Origin of the sequence: Paenibacillus sp. HWE-109 (genome assembly GCF_022163125.1) — a bacterium.
Lineage (GTDB): Bacteria > Bacillota > Bacilli > Paenibacillales > NBRC-103111 > Paenibacillus_E.
Genome location: NZ_CP091881.1, coordinates 3,754,644 through 3,775,020, shown reverse-complemented (window position 1 = coordinate 3,775,020; position 20,377 = coordinate 3,754,644). Strand labels below are relative to the sequence as shown.

The window sequence follows — 20,377 nt, the reverse complement described above, 5'->3', positions numbered from 1 at the left end:
ATCATCTGCCACGCCTCTTTTCTACCAAAAGTATGATAGAATAGGAAAGATAGAGAAGTAACAATGAGGAGGCCCTGTATGTCTATTCGATTCGTAATCGGCAGAGCCGGTAGTGGCAAAAGTGAACGTTGCTTAATAGAAATGAAACAGCAGCTGGCGGCGGAGCCAGAGGGCAATCCGCTCGTTTTATTGGTGCCTGAGCAGGCAACTTTTCAAGCGGAGCATGCGCTAGTCTCGGATCCCGGGATTCGCGGGATGATTCGCGCCCAAGTGCTAAGTTTTCACCGACTCGCTTGGCGGGTCATGCAGGAAGAGGGTGGCACAGCCAGATTGCCGATTGATGATACGGGTAAGAAACTGCTGTTAACAAGCATTTTACATAAATACAAAGAAAAGCTTCGACTGTTTGGACATTCGGCTGAACAGATGGGCTTTGTGGATAGACTTAATCAAATTTTTACGGAAATGAAGCGCTATTGCGTCACAGCCGAACAACTCATGAATCATGAAAATAAGCGCATAGCTGCACTTGGAGAAAGTGGGTTGCTGCGGGATAAAATGCATGATATTCAACTGGTTTATCGCCAGTTTGAAGCGGAATTAGCACGTCAATATCTGGATGGCGAAGATTATCTGACACTGCTCGCTGAGCAGATTCCGAACTCGGTCTATTTGAAGTCAGCTTCGATCTGGATTGACGGCTTTCATGGCTTCACACCTCAGGAGTTTGCTGTTCTTGGCGCTTTGTTCGCCAATTGCAAGCAGGTGACCGTGACGCTTTGTGTAGACCGTGAATGGCAAGCTGGTGATTCGCCGGATGAGCTGGATCTCTTTCATCCTACGGCAACAACGATGGTCCGCATGCAGAATCTCATCTGGCAATTAGGCCTAGAAGCAGCAGAGGTACATCATCTGGCCCCAGAGAATTCCCCGCGATATGAGGATAGCCCGGCGCTTGGTTATTTGGAGCGTCATTTCGACCGCCGAATTGGCGGGGCCGCACAGCGGTACCAACCAGCAGCTCTGGAGAAGTTAAGCGATCAACTTGTCATCAAAGAAGCGGTGCACCGCCGTGCAGAAGTGGAAGGCGCGATCCGCGACATGCTGCTGCTCGTCCGCGAGCAAGGTGTTCGCTGGCGGGAGATTGCCGTCATGGTGCGCAATATGGAAGGCTATCAGGACTTGTTGAGAGCGATTCTGACTGACCATGAGATTCCTCACTTTTTTGACCAAAAGAGGTCAGTCCTGCATCATCCGTTGGTTGAATTTATTCGTTCAGCGCTGGAAGTCGTGCTCCATAATTGGCACTATGATGCTGTATTTCGCTGTGTCAAAACCGACCTTTTAATCCCGGCAGATGCAGCCTACCAGCGAACAGAGCTGGATAAACTGGAGAATTATGTGCTGGCGTTCGGTATCCAGGGTTATCGCTGGACAGATGGCAAGCCTTGGACATTTAAGTTTCGAGCTAACTTGGAGCAAGCGGAAGATCAGCTGCTGGAGCCAACTGACGAGCTGGATGCGCTAAATACGAGCAAATCATGGGTTGTAAAGCCGCTGCTTGCTTTTGCCAAACGTTTGCAGCAAGCCACAACGGTTAGAGATCAAGTCACTGCGTTGTATGATCTGCTGGTAACGGTGCAAGCACCGGAGAAGCTGGAGGCATGGAGTCAGCAAGCGATTCATGAAGGCAAACCGGAAAAAGCCCGCGAGCATGGCCAAATGTGGGACAGCGTGATGGACATGCTGGACCAACTGGTGGAGACGATGGGTGAGGACGGCTTGTCTTTGGAACTGTTTAACGGTCTTATTGAGACTGGGATGGAAAGTATGAAGCTTGGACTGGTACCGCCTTCGATGGATCAATTGTTAATCGGAAGCATGGACCGCACTCGCTCGAGCGGCATCCGGTACGCCTATATACTTGGTGTCAATGATGGGGTAATCCCGGCTCAAATGGCAGAGAAAGGTGTTCTGACGGAAGCGGAAAGAACCGTTCTGACAGACTCTGGATTACCGATGGCAGACGGCAGCCGCCGCAAGCTGCTGGATGAGCAGTTTATTGTTTATACCTCTTTAACGGTGCCGGGCAAAAGGTTGTGGCTGAGCTATCCACTAGCCGATGAAGAAGGGAAATCGCTGCTGCCTTCGGAGCTTATCAAGCAGATTCGCCAGCTTTTCCCAGGAACAGAAGCGCCGCTCTTGCTCGCAGAGCCATCCAATGAAACGCCAGCGCAGGAGCAAGCTGCTTACATTGCCCATCCGAATCAAACGATTTCCTATCTGGCAGTCCGCATGAAGCACTGGATGTTGGGAGGGCGAATCGATGACCTCTGGTGGGAGACGTATAATTGGTACGCGAATAAGCCGATCTGGCATATGAAACTGCAATCCGTCGTTCAGGCTTTACAATATACGAATAAAGAAAAGGGTCTTAGTCCCCGAACTAGCAAATTACTGTATGGTCAAAATTTGCGGGCGAGTGTTTCCAGAATGGAGAAGTATGTGGCCTGTCCATTCTCGCATTTTGTATCCCATGGGTTAAGGCTGCAGGAAAGAAGAGTATACCGGCTTGATGCTCCGGACATTGGACAGCTGTTCCACGCGGCATTGAATCAATTTGTGCAAAAGCTTCAGCAGGATCAACTTGATTGGGGTTCGTTGACGGCTGAGCAGTGCATGGAGCGTTCCGCTCAGGTGGTGGATGAGCTTGCGCCAAGGCTGCAAGGGGAAATCTTGCTCAGTTCCAGCCGGTATGCCTATATCGCGAGGAAATTGAAGCAGGTTGTAGGCAGAGCGGCTGTCGTGCTTGGCGAACATGCGAAGCATGGGCAGTTTGAACCGCTAGGTCTGGAAATTGATTTTGGACCAGGCAAAGACTTGCCGCCACTTACCTTTGAACTGGAAAATGGCTGTACGATGGAAATTATCGGACGAATTGACCGTGTTGATCGTGCAGAAGGCGAGCAGGGCGTTCTTTTACGGGTGATTGATTATAAATCGAGTTCAACTTCTTTGCAGTTGTCAGAAGTGTATTATGGGCTGTCGCTACAAATGTTGACGTATCTGGACGTTATTATTACGCATGCGGAGCAGTGGCTGGGAATTGCGGCCAAGCCGGCAGGCGTCCTGTATTTCCATGTACATAATCCGATGCTGCAGCAAAAAAATGCGCTCGATTTGGATCAAATTGAAAAAGAGCTGCGCAAACGTTATAAAATGAAAGGCTTAATTACTGCGGACGCGGAAGTTGCCGGTTTGATGGATGATGAATTGCTGAAAAGCGCCGGCCACTCGCAGTTGATTCCGGTTGCCTTGAAGAAAGACGGCAGCTTCTATTCGACTTCGTCAGTCGCTACAGATGAACAGTGGGACACACTGCGCAAATATGTACGCAAACAAGTGAAGCAGATCGGCACGGATATCACGGATGGCCATGTGGACATCAATCCTTACCGTTTGGGCAAAAAAACCGCTTGTCTGCACTGCTCTTATAAATCGATTTGTCAGTTCGATCCCTTATTTGAGGGCAATGAAGTACACGTATTGAAACAGCGGGCCAAAGACCAGCTCTGGTCCGAATTGGAGCAGAATGTCAAGGCCTAATCAAGCCGGAAAGGAGATCTCTTCATGAATAAACAACAGCCTAAGCCTCTCGGAAGTACATGGACGGACGATCAATGGGACGCCATTACACTAAAGGGTCAAAATATGTTGGTCGCAGCAGCTGCGGGTTCCGGTAAAACGGCCGTCCTCGTGGAGCGGATTATCCGCCGAATTTCGGATGAATGGGAGCCTGTGGACGTGGATCGGCTGCTAGTCGCAACCTTCACCAAAGCGGCTGCCTCGGAGATGAAGCATCGGATTCGCGAAGCGCTGGAGAAAGAACTGATGAAGCAGCCGCATTCGCAGCATCTGCGCAAGCAGCTTGCCTTAATGGGACGCGCTTCGATTACGACGCTGCACTCCTTCTGTTTGGAAGTCGTGCAGCGCTACTTCAGTCTCATTCGTTTGGATCCCGGCTTCCGGATCGCGAATGAAACGGAAGCCGAGCTGTTGCGCCAAGACTTGCTTGGCGACATGCTCGAGGAATATTACGCCGCAAGCGGAGAGAACAGCGCCTTCTGGAGGCTGGTCGATTCGTTCAGCGGCGAGCGCAACGACGACGCCATCATGCAGCTTATTCAGAAGCTGTATGATGTGTCGCGCAGCCACCCGTGGCCGGAGCATTGGCTAAGGGCTACGGCTTCGATGTTTGGTCCTCCTGCACCGAAGATGCAGGAGGGAATGGAAGAAAGTGCCTTCATCTTCGAAGAGGCACTGCCTTATGTTGCGGCTGCCGCTGCGCCGGTCGATTATTCTCGCTGGGAGCAGAGTTTGATTCGCGACCTGACGCTCGATTTGGAAGGCACTGCGGACTTGCTGCGTCAAGCAATCGTCATTGCGGAATCGCCTGGCGGGCCGGCCCCGTACTTGGACAATTTGCAAGAGGATTTATTGCTCGTGAATAATTTACTCGAAACTACTACCTATCCATGGGAAGTTCTGTATCGAGGTTTTCAAACTGTTGAATTCGGGAAGCTCAAAGCTTGCCGAGGCGATGATTATGACAAAGGCATGCAAGAGGAAGTCAAAGAGCTTCGGAATAAAGCCAAGGACCAGATCAATACAATCCAGGAAGAACTGTTCGGCCGAACTCCGGAACAATTTCATCAGGAGATTGCTGAGATGGCGCCGCTGCTGCATACGCTAGTAGACTTGGTGGTTGATTTTGGAGAACGATACCAAGTAGGCAAGCGAGCTAAAGGCTTAATTGATTTTGCCGATCTGGAGCATTATTGTCTGCAAATTCTAAGCGCTCCGGGTTCGATCCCGGGAGAACTCGTGCCTTCTGAAGCGGCTAACTCGTATCGGCAGCAATTTGTGGAAGTGCTTTTGGATGAGTATCAAGATACGAATCGCGTGCAGGAAGCAATTGTTGAATTAATCTCGCAGGCGAAGCCAGGCAACCGATTTATGGTTGGCGACGTGAAACAAAGTATTTACCGGTTCCGCCTTGCTGAGCCAGGACTTTTTCTGGAGAAATACAAGGCTTACCGTTCCAATAAAGCTGAACCTACGTTAAACACATCCCCGGGCGGGCGCATCGATTTGGCGCGGAACTTCCGGAGCCGTCTGCAAGTGGTTGATGCGGTGAATTTTGTGTTCAAACAAATCATGAATGAATCTGTCGGTGAAATCGCCTATGACGAGCGGGCAGAACTTGTATACGGAGCGGGATACCCGCCATCTGCCTCAGATTGTTCGGTCGAAATGCTGCTTATTGACCGCGCAGCGGATGCACCCGACAAGACGGAATCATACGCTTCGGGAGATGAGGATGAAGAGCTGAGTGCGGACTTGGGAGCTCAGGGGGAAGCGCTGCCTCCAGACCCTGTTCTGGAAGCGCAAGAGCTTGAAACAGCCCAGTTGGAAGCCCGAACCATCGCGCGGCAAATCAGAGGATTGTTGGGTGCAGGGGGACAGGAAGTTTTTCAGGTTTTTGATAAAAGAACTGGAGGAGATCGGCCTGCCACGTACCGGGACATCGTGATTCTGCTGCGGGCAACACAGATGTGGTCGCCGATTCTTATCGAGGAGCTCAAGAAGCAGGGGATACCCGCGTATGCGGAGCTAAGCACGGGCTATTTCTCGGCAACGGAAGTGGAAGTGATGCTTTCGTTATTGAAGGTCATCGATAACCCGTATCAGGATGTCCCTTTGGCAGCGGTGCTTCGATCGCCAGTTGTTCAATTAACGGCTGAAGATCTGGCGCAAATTCGTGTCGCGGACAAAACCTTGCCATTTTATGAGTCCGTACTACAACTGGTTAGTGGTGAAAGGCTGCCTGGCAATGAAGTCTTATTCGGGAAGCTAAGTTACTTCTTGACCTTGCTGGAAAAATGGCGAAATGAGGCAAGACAGGGCTCGTTGGCTGATTTAATCTGGTTGATTTATCGAGAAACGGGCTACTACGATTTCGCAGGCGGTTTGCCGGGGGGCATGCAAAGACAAGCGAACTTGAGGGCGCTGTATGACCGGGCTCGGCAATATGAAAGCACATCCTTGCGCGGATTATTTCGATTCCTTCGTTTTATTGAACGTATGAAAGAAAGCGGCGGCGATCTGGGAACAGCGCGAGCGCTCGGCGAGCAAGAGGATGTTGTGCGGATTATGTCTATTCACAAAAGCAAAGGGCTGGAATTTCCTGTTGTATTCGTCGCTGGCATGGCCAAAATGTTTAACCAGCGAGATTTGAATGAAGCGTTTCTGCTGCACAAAGAGCTTGGTTTTGGGCCGCGATTTGTCGATACCGCACTGCGGGTTAGTTATCCGACATTGCCTTCGCTGGCGATCAAGAGACGCATGAAGCTGGAGCTATTGGCTGAAGAAATGCGAGTACTGTATGTCGCCTTAACCAGAGCGAGAGAGAAGCTTTATTTACTGGGAACGGTGAAGTCGCTGGACAAGCTGCTGCGTGGCTGGGGACGTCATCTTGCCAGAACAGAATGGTATTTGCCTGACTTTGAACTAGCCAAAGCCAAAAGCTATCTGGACTGGGTAGGTCCTGCCTTGCTTCGTCACCCGGATAGTACGCTATGGAGAGAGCGGCTAGGGATTAGCGAATCCTCCTCGGGTGTGCGGCTTCTAGCTGATTCTTCCAGGTGGAAACTTACGGTTATTGTGCCTGAGGACTTGCAGGACGTTGAATTGCTGGAAGAAGAAAGCTATATTCCCGACGGGAATCGGATGGAAAGTATCCGTCAGCTGGAGCCTGTGGCTGCATCAGGAGTTTGGAAAAGTTGGTTGGAAGACAAGCTTTCGTGGGATTATGCCTACCCGGATGCTCCCAAACTTTTTGCCAAAACAACGGTTTCCGAAATCAAAAGGTTGTCGGAGATGAATCGGATTGCCGATGAAATGGAGCTTCCTTTTGGCGGCGATGTGGCGTCATTGGAAGGGGAGGCTGCTGTCGTAGGGACCAGTAAAACGGCTTCTGCCTTGTGGCGCAGACCTAGGTTTATGGAAGAAAAGAAGCTGACCGCAGCCGAAAAAGGAACGATTGTTCATGCGGTCATGCAAAACCTGTCTTTGCAGGAAGCGCCGACAGAGGCTAGCATTCGAGCTACTTTAGCAGAGATGCTTGACAAGATGACGCTAACTTTGGAGCAAAGTGAAGTCGTAGACATTCCCGTTATGCTGCAATTTTTTCAGACCGAGGTTGGAAAACGGATGGTCCGGGCTGCGAATGTGCAGCGTGAGGTGCCGTTCAGCTATGGGTTGCCTGCCGAAGAAGTGTATGCCGGCATTGATCGTTCCACGACAGGTGAGACCGTATTGATCCAAGGGGTTATCGATTGTTTATTTGAAGATGAACTCGGGCTTGTGCTTGTTGATTATAAAACTGATGCCGTCAAGGGCAGCAGTGATGCGGAGCTTCAATTGCGTTATGAGAAGCAAATATCGCTGTATTCGCGGGCTGTGGAACATATCTGGAAGCGGCCGTTAAGCGGCAAGTTCCTGTATTTTTTTGACGGAGCCAAATTGCTGGAGATGTAGAGCGGGGGTTGAGGTATGCGGATTTTACACACGGGGGATTGGCATTTTGGGCGATCCCTTGAAGGACGAAGCCGTTTGGAGGAACAGACGGCTTTTGTGGATGAGCTTGTGCGTATCGTTCAGGATGAGGCGATTGATTTGGTATTAATTGCAGGGGATATCTACGATAGTGTGAATCCGCCTGCGGCTGCTGAGCAGCTCTTTTATGAAGGTATCGCGCGCTTGGCAGAAGGCGGGAAGCGGCATGTAGCGATTATTTCCGGAAATCATGATCACCCGGATCGGCTTGCCGCCGCAGGTCCACTTGCCGCCAAACAAGGGATAACGATTATTGGACTTCCGATACCTGAAATTCAGTCGATTGGCATAGCTAAGACTGGCGAAATGGCGCGCTTAATTGCGCTGCCCTATCCTTCGGAATCCCGTTTGAAGGAGCTGCTGTCCGACATCGCCGAAGAAGAGGTACTGCGCAGCAAGTATTCGGAGCGGGTTGGAGCGCTGATTCGCAAACAGGCCCAATTTTTCCAGACGGATACGGTGAATTTGATTATGAGTCATTTGTATGTACTTGGCGGTCATGAGACGGAATCTGAGCGGCCAATTCAAGTAGGCGGAGCTTATACGGTGGATACGAATGCACTGACGGCAGGCGCCCAGTACGTGGCCTTGGGGCATTTGCACAGACCGCAGAATGTAAAAGCGGCCTCCCCCATCCGCTATTGCGGATCACCGCTCGCCTACAGCTTCTCGGAAGCTGGACAAGCGAAGTCCGTTACGATCCTGGATCTGGCTCCCGGACAAGCTGCTGAGCCGAAGGAAATTTATCTGACTTCCGGCCGGCCGCTCGTAAGCTGGAAAGCCAAAGATGGCATCGGTCAGGTGCATCAATGGCTGGAAGAGGGGCGAGATGCTTCAGCATGGATCGATCTGGAAATTACGATGACTTCAGCAATGTCTATTGAGCAGATTCAAACGCTGCGCAAAGCCTATGAGGGCTTTATTCACATTCGTCCGATATATCCAGAGATGGAAACGGCTCGGGCAGCTGTAGCCAAAGCTGATTTAACGATGGAGGAGCATTTTACCCGGTTCTATGCGCGTCAAACCGGTGGTGCGCAGCCTGAACCGGAATTAGTGCGGTTGTTTCTGGAATTAGTGCAGGAGAAAGATCTGACTGATTCATTCGGGGATTAGGAAACTAGAAGGATGAAAGGAGATCTTCGATTTGCGTCCAATTCAGTTGCAAATGTCAGGGCTTCAAAGTTATCGCGAAATGCAGACGATTCAGTTTGGCCAGTTAGTGGACGCGGGCGTTTTTGGCATATTCGGGCCGACGGGCAGCGGGAAATCATCGATTTTGGATGCGATCACACTAGCCTTATACGGTAAGGTTGAGAGAGCCAGCGGTGGCACGCAAGCCATTATGAATCATGCGGAACAAACGTTATTCGTTTCCTTTACATTTGAACTTACGAATGCGATCGGCACAGAACGATACCATGTAGAGCGGCAATTCAAGCGTGGGACGGAAATGTCCATCAATGGCACGATAACACGCCTTTTACATATGAAAGAGCAGGAAACGATTGTACTTGCCGACAAATCAGGTGAAGTGAATCAGCAGGTACAGATGATATTGGGGCTGTCGATGCAGGATTTTACGAGAGCGGTCGTGCTTCCGCAGGGGAAATTCGCTGAATTCCTCACGTTGACGGGGAAAGATCGACGGCAAATGCTGCAGCGATTATTTCATTTAGAACCATATGGCGATCATTTAAGCGCCAAAGTCAGCTCCAGGGTGAAGGAAACCGATAGTTCCGTGAAACAGCTCGCTGCTGAGCAAATGGGCCTTGGGGATGCTTCGGAGCAAGCTTTGCAGGAAGCTAGTGAAAGACTTGCACAAGCGGAGGAGGAAGCCGTTCGCAGTCGATTGCATCTTGCCCAGCAGGAAGCGAACTACGAGCAGTACAAACAGCTGTTTGAGTGGCAGCAGGAGAAAGAGAAGCTGGAGCTAGACGCGCAAAAGCAGCAAGAGCAGGAATCAGCGATTCGGGAGAAAGAGCATCTGCTCCAAAAAGCTGAGCAAGCTGATCGCGTTAAGCCTTATTTGGATCAGCACAGTCTCGCTCTCGATGACGTTCGAACGAGCGGGATTCAGTTGGAGCAAATGACAGCCCATCAGCAGGCAGCGGAAATCACGCATCAAACTGCAGCCGAGAAATCCGAGCATGCCCAGCAGGAATTAGCGCGGGAAGAAGGTCCGCTCATGCTGCGGCTTGACCAATTGGAGCAAGCGCTTGTTATCGAGCAGGAGTTGAATCAGGTGCAAACGCAGATTCAAACGGCTCGGCAGCAAGAGGGTGAGGCCCAATCGAATATAGCAAGGCTGCAGGCTGAAATCACGAAACAGGAAGAAACGAAGCAAAAAGCGATTTTGAAACAAACGGATCTCAAAGAAAAACTAAAAACGGTAGAGACGAGTGCGGCAACCAGGCAACTTCTGCAAGGTGCGGTTCATGAGAAGAAGACGTTTGAACAGCTTCAATTGCAAGGGGCGGAAGCTCATAAAAGTAAAGCGGATAAAGCTGATGCAGTGGCGGTTCTGGAACGGAGCAAGCAGCAAGTGCTAGCTCTTCAAGAGAAATTGCAAAGCGAGTTAGCCGTATGGCTGAAGCAATCCGCGCAGACTGGGGCAGAAATTCAGAACCAACTCAAACAATTCTCGGCGTTCATTCCGAATCTGCAAGATGTGCTGGACGTTCAGAAAAGACGGATGAAATTGGAAGAACGTCATGCCTTGGCTGCCATTTTGGCCAATGATTTGCAAGAAGGTGAACTTTGTCCTGTTTGTGGTTCCACGGAACATCCTTTTAGTCACGCAAAGGGAGGGCAAGCAACCGCAACTGAGGCGGGCAAGCCGGATTCAGCAGAAGACCAAATTCATCAATCCGAACTCCTGTTCCAGCTAGTGAAGGAGCATGTATTTACACATAATCAACTGCTGCGCAAATGGGAAGCTGTTCATCAGCAAGCTTGGGATATGTCATCTTCTCCTCATTCAACAACGGTAGAGCAAGCATCTCTTACTTGGGAGCAAGTTGCTGCGGCAGCGACAGTACCCTCAGCAGGAAGATGGGCTGACGCGCAAGCAGGTATAACATTAGAGGTGCTTTTGCTGCAATGGAAGGAAATGGCGTCGTTTGCGCAACAGCAGCAGTCGGCTTTTGATGAATTGGAAAGCATCTATGCCCGTCTTCATAAAGATCAGGTTCGCTATGACCAGCAGCTGGTGCAAGTGAACGCTCAATTGGAAGCGGCTGGAAATCTGTGGCAGGAAGCGGACGGCAAGCTGAAACTTTTTCAGATTGCTTTGGATGATCAGCGGAAGAGATGGCAAGAGACCTATGCTGAGTTGGTTTGGGAAAAGGTTGAGCAGCAGCTTGACTTGCTTCTGGCGGATGAGCGTCTTGCCGATGAACTTCGCAGCCGGATTGAGAAGAGCATTCCATTCCTTGAGGAATTGATGAGCACGATGCAAGGGCTCCAGCGCGAGCTGTTGGAGCAGGATCGAACGGCGCTGCAGCTGCACGAGCGGCTGCAGGGTTTAGCGCAGCTCGCCGCCGACAAGTCGCGGCAGCTCGCTTTGCGCGCGCCAGGCGCGGCTGTGCCGCAGCTCATCGCGGAGGCGACCTCCGCGCTTGCGCGGCTGCGGCAGCTCGCGCAGCAGACCAAGCTCGCGCATGCGCAGGCGCAGCGCGAGCAGCTCCAGGCGGCGCAGCGCTACAGCGCCGCCGCCGAAGCCGCTGCCGCCGCGGCGCGGCAGCTCGCCCAGACCGAGCGCGCGCTGCATAGCGCGCTCGCAGAGAACGGCTTCGCGTCGCGCGAAGCCGCAGCGGCTGCGGCGCTGGCGCCTGAGCAGCGCCGCCAATGGGCGCTGCTCGCGGCGGAGCATCGCGAGCGCGAGCAGGCGCTGCGCGCCCAGCTGGCGCAGCTAGCAGCGAAGCTGCAGGGCCGCGTGCTGAGCGCGGCCGAGTGGGCGCTCACGCAGGCGCAGCTGAGCGCCGCCAAGGCCGCTGCCGAGGCTGCGCTGGAGGCGCGGGCCACAGCGGCGCAGGGCGCCAGCGAGCTCGCTGCGCGGCATACGCGTTGGCGTGAGCTCGAATCGCGCCGTCTCGAGCAGGCGGCGCAGCTGGAACGGCTTGGCAAGCTGCAAGCCGTGCTCAAAGCCAATGCCTTCGTCGAATACCTGGCCGAAGAGCAGCTCATGCAAGTCAGCCGCGCGGCATCGGAGCGGCTCGGTGAACTGACGCGTCGACGCTATGCGATTGAAGTCGACTCAGGCGGCGGCTTTGTCATCCGCGATGATGCCAATGGCGGGGTGAAACGGCCGGTCAGCACATTGTCCGGAGGGGAAACATTCCTTACCTCCCTGGCGCTGGCGCTCGCTCTTTCGGCGCAAATTCAGCTGAAAGGGGAATACCCGCTGGAGTTCTTCTTCCTCGATGAAGGCTTCGGAACGCTGGATCAAGATCTGCTCGATATGGTGATCGGGGCGCTGGAGAAGCTGCATATGGACAGCTTGGCTGTAGGTGTTATCTCCCATGTGCCTGAGCTGCGAGCTCGACTGACGCGCAAATTAATCGTCCATCCTGCCGAACCATCCGGTCGCGGCAGCCGTATCGTTTTAGAAGAATTATAGATTTCTATACCAAGGTTAACGTCGCATCAGCGTCGTTAGCCTTTTTTGCTCTCTATCACTCTCTTTAGGTGAACGCATCACGCCAATTCGTACAAGTTGGCATAGACTGCAACATCTTTAAAAAAGAGGAGAATGCAAATGGCTACTTTTCACGAGGCTCTAAAACATAAGAATAGAATTTCGCCCGTCCTGTTAAAAAGAGCTGAGGTTACGGCCGTAGGAGTAGGTTATGCCGACCCTAATAAACCGGCTCTGGGGGCAGGCGTGATCGTTTATACGCATCAGAAGATCGTCCCTTCCAGTATGAACAGCCTCAAAGGGACATTAGCCAAAGCAGGAAGTGCAGTTCCCATACGTTTCGTGCATGCCGGCAAATTCAATTCCCATGCGCAGAGTGCCAAACCTAAGGGAGCGAAAGCTAAGTTGTTCACAAGTCGAGTGCGTCCTGTTCCCGGAGGCGTAAGTATTGGCAGAGTGAATCCAGCTGCTACAGGAACAGCGGGTCTCATCGTGATTAAAAATAATCAACTGTATGTGCTCAGCAATAACCATGTGTTAATCAGAGACAATTCCACTTCCTTCACATCTACGCTGCAGCCTGGTCCAGCTGATGGCGGCGTTGCAAGCAGAGATACAATTGGCAGAGCCTTTCAATTCGTTCGATTAATTCCGGGAGGCGTTAATTTTCAGGATTCAGCCATAGCGATCCCGAATGCCAATAGTTTGTTAAATCCCCGTTACCAAATTAGCTCATCTGGACAACTGATTACAGTTCCAGGTCATCTGCTCAGCTACCCCGTTGGTCTGCAAGTGATGAAGTCAGGCCGGACAACCGGTTTCGTCAGAGGAACGGTTGAAGCCAATAATGTGGATATTCGGGTTTCCTACGGAGGCACTTTGGGTGATTTGCTATTCCGCAATCAATCTGTCATTCGCGGTAATAACGGACCTGTGTCGCTTCCCGGGGATTCCGGCTCCGTATGGCTCCGGGCAAGCGATCGGTTCGCAGCCGCACTTAATTTCGCGGGAACACCAGACGGTGTCCGTTCGATCAGTAATCCGATTGGCTTGGTCATGTCCACGTATGGGTTGCGTGTGGCGATCCCTGCAGCAGGTCAATCGTACAAGGGGGGGCTGATTCGCGGTGCGGCGCCTATCGGAAATCATGCTTATGTACAGCCGTTAACACAGCAACAACGAAAACGAATAAGAGCTATCCTGGTGAAATCCAGATAACGATTAATAGGAGGGCTGTTCGCTAGGTTGTTAACCTGGTGAGACAGCCTCTCTTTTTTGTATTTTTATGAAAAGTGCTACTTTCGAGAGTTCTTGACGTATTCACTTAATGACAACTCACAGACAACACAGAAGAAGGGAGTCAATTGATTTGAAAAAAGCAACAAGAAAAGTAAGCATTCTAACATTAGCTGTTGGTTTATTGGCTGCTAGTATCGCAGTTTCACCAGCGCCTGTACACGCCGACATCGTGTGGGATCATTGGCAGAAAGCGGAGTCGCTTCGCGCAGAAGGCAATCAAGCCGAGGCCGTTCCACATTGGCAGTTCCTTGCTAATCATTATGCAAGCATAGGGGAATGGGAAAATGCCGCACTCTTTTGCGGGAAATTGGATGCTTACTATGATGCAATTGGGAACTATGACCAAGCGATTTATTACTATGAGTTAGAGAATCAATATTGGGTGAAAGCAGGAAGAGATTGGGGAGCCGTCAAACTGCAGCGCGCGGATCAAATTCGAACGACGATTGAATTATATAGAACGGAACGTGATCCCTCTGAGCTTAAACGGCAGGCTTTGCCGCAAAGCGGTCGTCTCGCCAAATTTGAGCCCGCCTATGGGACGTACCTGGGTATGTATTCGGAGCAGGATCCTAAAGTAGGGAACCTTTTTACGAAAACAGAATCCGTTTATGGTAAAAATCATGCGATTTACTTGGCTTACGCTCATTGGGGGCAAGGCTTCCCTGCTACTTATGCGAAGCGGGCGAAAGAGGCTGGCGGAGCCTTGCAGATCGCTTGGGAACCGGATGATGGTCTGGATCCTGTGGCGGACGGAACGTATTTGCGCAAATGGGCACAGGATGCCAAGGCTGCGGGTATCCCCATTTTCCTGCGTTTTGCAGGTGAGATGAATGGCGCTTGGGTCAAATGGCACGGCAACCCTGCGCAGTACATCGCCAAATTCCGCATGCTGCATGATGTATTTGCCTCAGAAGCGCCTAACGTTGCCATGGTTTGGAGCCCAGGCGATGTGCCTGCGAACGATATCGACCCTTACTATCCTGGAGACGATTATGTAGATTGGGTCGGGGTTAGTTTGTACATAGAACCTTACGAAAACGGGGATCCATCTCTGCCGACAATGATTTCTACGAGCAACGTCGAAAGGCTCACGAGACTATATAACACCTATTCGGACCGAAAGCCTTTGATGCTCAGCGAAACGGGAGTTCCGCATTATTCACATGCTGCTGACGAGGACTTTACAGAATGGGCCAAGCTTAACCTGCAGCGTCTATATGAAATTATGCCGTACAAATATCCGAGATTAAAAGCGATTACTTATTTTAATGTGGATCAAAAAATGACGAATGCGAAGAACGACTACTCATTGTCGGACTCTTCAGAAATTCAGGCGTACTATAGCAAGCTTATTGCGAATCCTTACTTGCTGTCCAAGGTTGCCGATGGTGCTCAACCGTCAGATAAGCTGGGCTATGTACCAGTAAATGCCAATCACCAAGCGTTCACTAAACAAGCCGAATTCATTCCGTTCGTCAAAATTCCTGACGTTTATATAGGCAAAGTGGATTATGTCTTGAATGGACGGGTTATTGCCTCACAGACAGACTTGCCCTATGGGCTCACGCTGAAAGCAGGTGAAGTGCCCGAAGGCTCTGTCATGCAGATCAAAGTTTACAACAAAGCGGGAGCTCAGGTTGCTTTGCGTACGTATGGCATCTCGTCGCAAGTATCCGTCGAATTAGACGGCAAGGAACTGACTTTTGAGCAAGCGCCTGTTATTAGGAATGGCTCAACGCTGACACCGCTTCGGGCTATATTTGAAGCGATGGGAGCGACCGTTGAATACGAGGCGGCAACGAGATCGGTTACAGCCAAAAAGGGCGGCACGACAGTGAAGTTGACCCTTGATCAGAAGACGGTTTATGTGAATGGCCAAGCCCGGCAGTTAGACGAAGCTGCCCAGTTAGTTAACGGCTATACGTTAGCACCAGCTAGGTTTGTAGGTGAAACCTTCGGAGGAACGGTAGGTTGGGACGGGTCAAGCAGAACCGTAACGATTTCTAAAAAATAGTGAATTAGTGAAACCGCTCCATGATCTGACTTGATGTCAGGGATTGGGGCGGTTTGCGTTTTTGCCAGGTTATCGAAATAGACATTAAACTTTATTTAGTTAAACGCATAACTTATAAATGAATTTAATGGGCAAAAGATAGCGTTATCATATTGTAATTTCAGGAATTCCGTCTTATAATCTAGTTAAACGTGTAACTAAAGAGGGGAACTCATGAAAAAACCAACAATCAAAGATGTGGCAAAAGTCGCAGGCGTTTCAGCAGCCGCAGTTTCCTATGCATTGAATGGCAGGACGGATAAGGTCTCCAATGAAACGATCGAGCGCATTAAGAAGATTATTGACACAATGAACTACATACCTGATTTCTCGGCGAGAAGCTTGGTCAAGAACCAATCTAAGCTGATTGGCATTGTGATACCACAGACGGAATCTCATAAGCAGCTTATCCTTGAAAACCCTTTCTATAGTGAAATGATCAGCGGGATAGAGGGCAAGCTGCGCGAGTACGGTTATCATCTTTTGTTATCAGGGGTGAATCAAGGCGAGAGCTATCTGGATTTATCCGTTCAGCGGAATCTGGATGGCGCCATCATGATGGGGATATATCCGGAACAATTTTATGATGGCTTTAAGAAAATTAACATTCCGATTGTGCTGATCGACAGCTACATTAACGATAGTTACTTTAAGCGGATTGGCATTGATGATGAGTATGGCGGCTATTTGGCGACAAAGTACTTGATCGATAAGGGCCACTCGAACATTGGACTGGTGACAGGAGCGATTCGCAAGGATGGCGTCGTCGAGAAAAGGTTTCTCGGCTACAAGCGAGCGATTCGCGAGGCGAATTTCTTTTATAATCCGGACTATGTGTTTGAAGAATCTATGAGTTACGAGCATGGCGTGGCGGCGGGTCAATTGATAGCCAAGAAATTCCCGGAAATTACGGCTGTGTTTGCAACTGGCGATATGGTGGCATTCGGAGCGATTCGGAGTTTGGTGGATCAAGGCAAAAAGGTGCCGGAAGATATTTCAGTTATTGGCTTTGATGACATCACCATGTCCAAAATGTTTATTCCGCCACTCACCACGGTCCGCCAAAATATTACGGAAAAAGGTGCAATTGCTGCTGAGCATCTCATTCATATGATTCAAGGCGGTGTGGAACAAGAAGCGAATGAAATTATGCTGCCGCTCACGATTGTGGAGAGAGCCACAGTGAGAGTCAAGGACTAACCATCATGTGGGGAACCGGAAAAGGAGATTGTTGTCATGGTAGGACAAAATAAACTATCCAAAGTGGTTGTTATTATCGGATTTTTACTTCCAAGCTTAGCTGGGCTGCTGCTCTTCCAACTCGTGCCGATGCTCTCGTCGGCCGTTATCAGCTTTACGAATTGGGATTTGCTAACGCCGGCAAAGTTCGTTGGGATCGATAATTACAGCGAAGCTTTGCAAGACGAGAAAACGCTTACATCCTTGCTGAACATTTTACAATATATCGTTGGTTACATCCCTTCTGTCTTGATCTTTGGCTTGCTGTTTGCTGTTCTATTGAATAGAAAGCTGACGGGGATAAAGCTGTATCGCATATTTATCTTTGTGCCAGTAATTACCTCATGGGTAGCTGTTTCCATTGTCTGGCGCTGGTTATTGAACGGACAAAGCGGACTGATTAACTACTTATTGTCACTTATCGGCGTTCAGGGCCCCGTTTGGCTGCAAGATTTCGGGTGGGCGATGCCTTCGATTATTGCCGTGAGCGTGTGGAAAGATATCGGTTATGTAACGGTCATTCTTCTCGCTGGGCTGCAGGACATTTCGGAAGACTATTACGAAGCGGCGACGATCGATGGCGCTGGCGGTTTTCAACAATTTTTCCGTGTTACACTCCCGCTGCTGACACCCAGTATATTTTTCGTGCTCGTTATTTCGCTGATCAATGGCTTCCAGTTGTTCGATCAAGTGCTTGTCATGACAGGCGGCGGACCGGCAGGGCAAACGAGTACACTTGTGCAGCAAATTTATGGGAACGCTTTTCAAAGCTATAAGATGGGCTTTGCTTCCGCGCAGTCCTGGATCTTGTTTGTAATCATTTTCGTTGTGACGATCATTCAGCAGCAGCTTCAGAAAAGGTGGGTTACTTATGACAGATAAATATATGCCGTATCGCAACCTGCTTTCACATCTCATCTTGATCGTGGCGGCTGTTGTCCTCATGTTTCCTTTTGTTTGGATGCTTTCAGGCTCCTTCAAAGATAACCTGGAAGTCGTCCGGATGCCGCCGAATTTGATACCTGACACGTTTAAGTTCAGCAATTATGTGGAAATCACCAAATACTTTCCAATCTATCGATTTTTGGGCAATAGTGTAGCCGTTTCATTCGTAACGACAATTGCACAAATCGTTGTATGCGCGATGGCGGCGTTTGTTTTCGCGAAAATTCCTTTTCGAGGGAGGGAGACGTTATTCGTTCTGTATCTCATTACGATGATGATTCCGATGCAGGTCACGATGACACCGCTCTTTATCGTGTTTCAGAAGCTGCATTTAACCAATACGTATTTGGGACTCATTTTACCTGGTATCTTCAGTGCTTACGGTACTTTCCTGCTTAGACAGCATATCATGACGATTCCCGATCCGTTGATTGAGGCGGCCAGAATGGATGGAGCTTCTTATGTGAGAGTGTTTGCAAGTGTCATACTTCCGTTAAGCAAACCTGCGCTCGCGACTTTGGCAATCTTTGCTTTCATGGCTTCTTGGAACAATTTTTTGTGGCCGCTGATTATTACAAGCGATAAGGAGTTGATGACGCTTCCTATTGGGCTCAGTAAACTTCAGGGCAGATGGGCGACAGAATGGAACATTTTGATGGCGGGCAATGTGATTAGTTTTATTCCGATATTCATCGTGTTTTTGTTTGCATCCAGATACTTCATTAAGGGAATGACCATGAGCGGTGTCAAAGGTTAAGGAGAGGGGTGATGTGCGGCAGAAGATGAGAATTGCCATCGTGTAAGGAATTGTCGAAGAAAATTTGAGATGAAAAGAGGGTTTATACATGGTAGTGAAAAAAGCGGGATGGGTCGTAGCATTAAGTGTTGTCGTTACTCTTGCGGCAACGGGGTGTGGATCGGACAAAAAGCCTGGGGAAGCATCAGCAGCGCCTAAGCAAGAGCCAACGTCCGCAGCAACAGCAGCGGCAACTCCGGAGACAAAGAAAGATCCGGTTACACTCAAGTTCATGCAGTATACCGCAAGCGGCTCACAAGAGCAGACATTAAGCGATATGGTGAAAGCGTTCGAGACGGCCAATCCTGACGTGAAGGTCAAAGTGGATATCGTCGACTACAATAACTACTACACGAAACTCAATACGCAGCTTGCATCGGGGGATGCGCCTGACGTATTTGAGGTCGGATATGAAAACTTTGTCTCTTATGCTGCAAAAAATACATTGAAAGACTTGACGCCGATCATTGCGAAGGACACGACGTTCAAGCCAGAAATCTACAAAGGTCTTGCCTATGACTCATTCAAATATCAAAACAAGCAATATGGCGTCGTAGAGTCATTTTCGGACGTAGTTCTTTTCTATAATAAGGACTTGTTTGACAAAAAGCAAGTTGAGTACCCGAAGGCCGATTGGACGTGGAAGCAGGAGCTTGAAGCGGCTCAGAAGCTGACAGATGCCAAAAGCGGTGTCTGGGGAACGTACTCGCCGATTCAATTCTATGAGTTTTATAAGACCATTGCTCAGAACGGCGGCGGGATTTGGAGTGCTGACGGAAAACCGACCGTAAACAGTAAAGAAAATATCGAAGCTTTGAACTGGATGCTCGATAAAGCAAAGAAATACAAAGTCTCACCTGCGCTTAACGATGATACGTTTAACCAACCGGACGCTGACTTGAACGCGTTCAAAGCCGGCAAAATCGCGATGCTTCGTGGCGGGATCTGGAACTTCAGCCGCTTTGCGGATGCACCCTTCAAATGGGATATTGCCCTGGAACCAGGCAACACGAAGAAAGCTCACCATTTCTTTGCCGATGGATTAGTCGTATCTGACAAAACGAAAAATGCCGACGCGGCATGGAAATTTATTAAATTCATGTCCTCAGATCCTGCGGTTGTCAGCAAGCGGATTGAGAAAGGTTGGAGCGTGCCGGCTGTCTCCGATGAAAAAGTGATGGAAGCTTATTTCAAACAAACGCCACCTGAATCAAAGAAAGTCGTTCTTGAAGCCTTGAATTCTCTTGTATTGACCCCTGTTGGGCCAATTCCGGACAAATGGAATGATTTGACGAAAGCAATCGGTGATGAATTGGATAAAGCGAAGCTGAAATCCGACTACACAGCAGAAAAAGCGCTGAATGAAGCGCAGGCCAAAATTGAGAAGCTAGTAGCTAAATAGAAGAAAAGCAGGCGTAGAGTCAGCAAAAAAAGGGGCATTGTTGCGGCAAGAGCCCCTTTATTTAAATATAAGAGTTTATATGGTTTTGGAGTGAACGCGGAGTTATTCCAACAGTCTCTCGCGGAAATAAAGGAACTACGATGCGCTATTCATGCTAAAAGTGTCATTTTCGGGAGGGTGAGGGAACTACAGTACGCTATTTTGCCGTTTCATGGGAATTTTCAACGTTTTCGTGGAAATAAGACCCTGTAGTTCCGCTATTACCCACGCATCCCTACTTTTTGCCTAATTAGCGTCCTCTAGTTCCCTTACAAGGTTTTGCCG

At 49.9% G+C, this 20,377-nt stretch carries 10 protein-coding genes; all 10 read left to right on the top strand.

Annotated features, from left to right (window positions below; translation table 11 throughout):
• Window positions 1-78 precede the first annotated feature (78 nt).
• The 10 genes from addB (at window position 79) to LOZ80_RS15990 (ending at window position 20,053) form a co-directional block, all read left to right on the top strand.
• A complete protein-coding gene (addB, locus tag LOZ80_RS16035) occupies window positions 79-3,606 on the top strand; it encodes a helicase-exonuclease AddAB subunit AddB (protein ID WP_238172319.1) in 3,528 nt (1,175 codons plus the stop codon).
• A gap of 24 nt (window positions 3,607-3,630) precedes the next feature.
• Window positions 3,631-7,599 carry a helicase-exonuclease AddAB subunit AddA gene (addA, locus tag LOZ80_RS16030; protein ID WP_238172318.1) on the top strand — a complete coding sequence of 1,323 codons (3,969 nt, stop codon included), beginning with the start codon at window positions 3,631-3,633 and terminating at the stop codon, window positions 7,597-7,599.
• Window positions 7,600-7,614: 15 nt separating this feature from the next.
• Window positions 7,615-8,793: an exonuclease SbcCD subunit D gene (locus LOZ80_RS16025; protein ID WP_238172317.1), complete on the top strand. Its 1,179-nt coding sequence runs from the start codon at window positions 7,615-7,617 to the stop codon at window positions 8,791-8,793.
• 31 nt (window positions 8,794-8,824) lie between these two features.
• Window positions 8,825-12,298 carry an AAA family ATPase gene (locus LOZ80_RS16020; RefSeq protein ID WP_238172316.1) on the top strand — a complete coding sequence of 1,158 codons (3,474 nt, stop codon included), beginning with the start codon at window positions 8,825-8,827 and terminating at the stop codon, window positions 12,296-12,298.
• A gap of 138 nt (window positions 12,299-12,436) precedes the next feature.
• Window positions 12,437-13,534, top strand: coding sequence for a S1 family peptidase (locus tag LOZ80_RS16015; RefSeq protein ID WP_238172315.1), 1,098 nt, complete (start codon window positions 12,437-12,439; stop codon window positions 13,532-13,534).
• 151 nt (window positions 13,535-13,685) lie between these two features.
• Window positions 13,686-15,632 carry a stalk domain-containing protein gene (locus LOZ80_RS16010; protein WP_238172314.1) on the top strand — a complete coding sequence of 649 codons (1,947 nt, stop codon included), beginning with the start codon at window positions 13,686-13,688 and terminating at the stop codon, window positions 15,630-15,632.
• A 213-nt stretch (window positions 15,633-15,845) separates the two neighbouring features.
• Window positions 15,846-16,871, top strand: a complete 1,026-nt coding sequence (locus tag LOZ80_RS16005; protein ID WP_189006408.1) for a LacI family DNA-binding transcriptional regulator — start codon at window positions 15,846-15,848, stop codon at window positions 16,869-16,871.
• A gap of 36 nt (window positions 16,872-16,907) precedes the next feature.
• Entirely contained in the window at window positions 16,908-17,792 is an 885-nt protein-coding gene (locus LOZ80_RS16000) for a carbohydrate ABC transporter permease (protein ID WP_238172313.1), read from the top strand.
• Window positions 17,782-18,612 carry a carbohydrate ABC transporter permease gene (locus LOZ80_RS15995; protein ID WP_189006402.1) on the top strand — a complete coding sequence of 277 codons (831 nt, stop codon included), beginning with the start codon at window positions 17,782-17,784 and terminating at the stop codon, window positions 18,610-18,612. Before LOZ80_RS16000 ends, LOZ80_RS15995 begins: the two co-directional genes overlap by 11 nt.
• An 88-nt stretch (window positions 18,613-18,700) precedes the next feature.
• A complete protein-coding gene (locus tag LOZ80_RS15990) occupies window positions 18,701-20,053 on the top strand; it encodes an ABC transporter substrate-binding protein (protein ID WP_238172312.1) in 1,353 nt (450 codons plus the stop codon).
• Window positions 20,054-20,377: the final 324 nt, after the last annotated feature.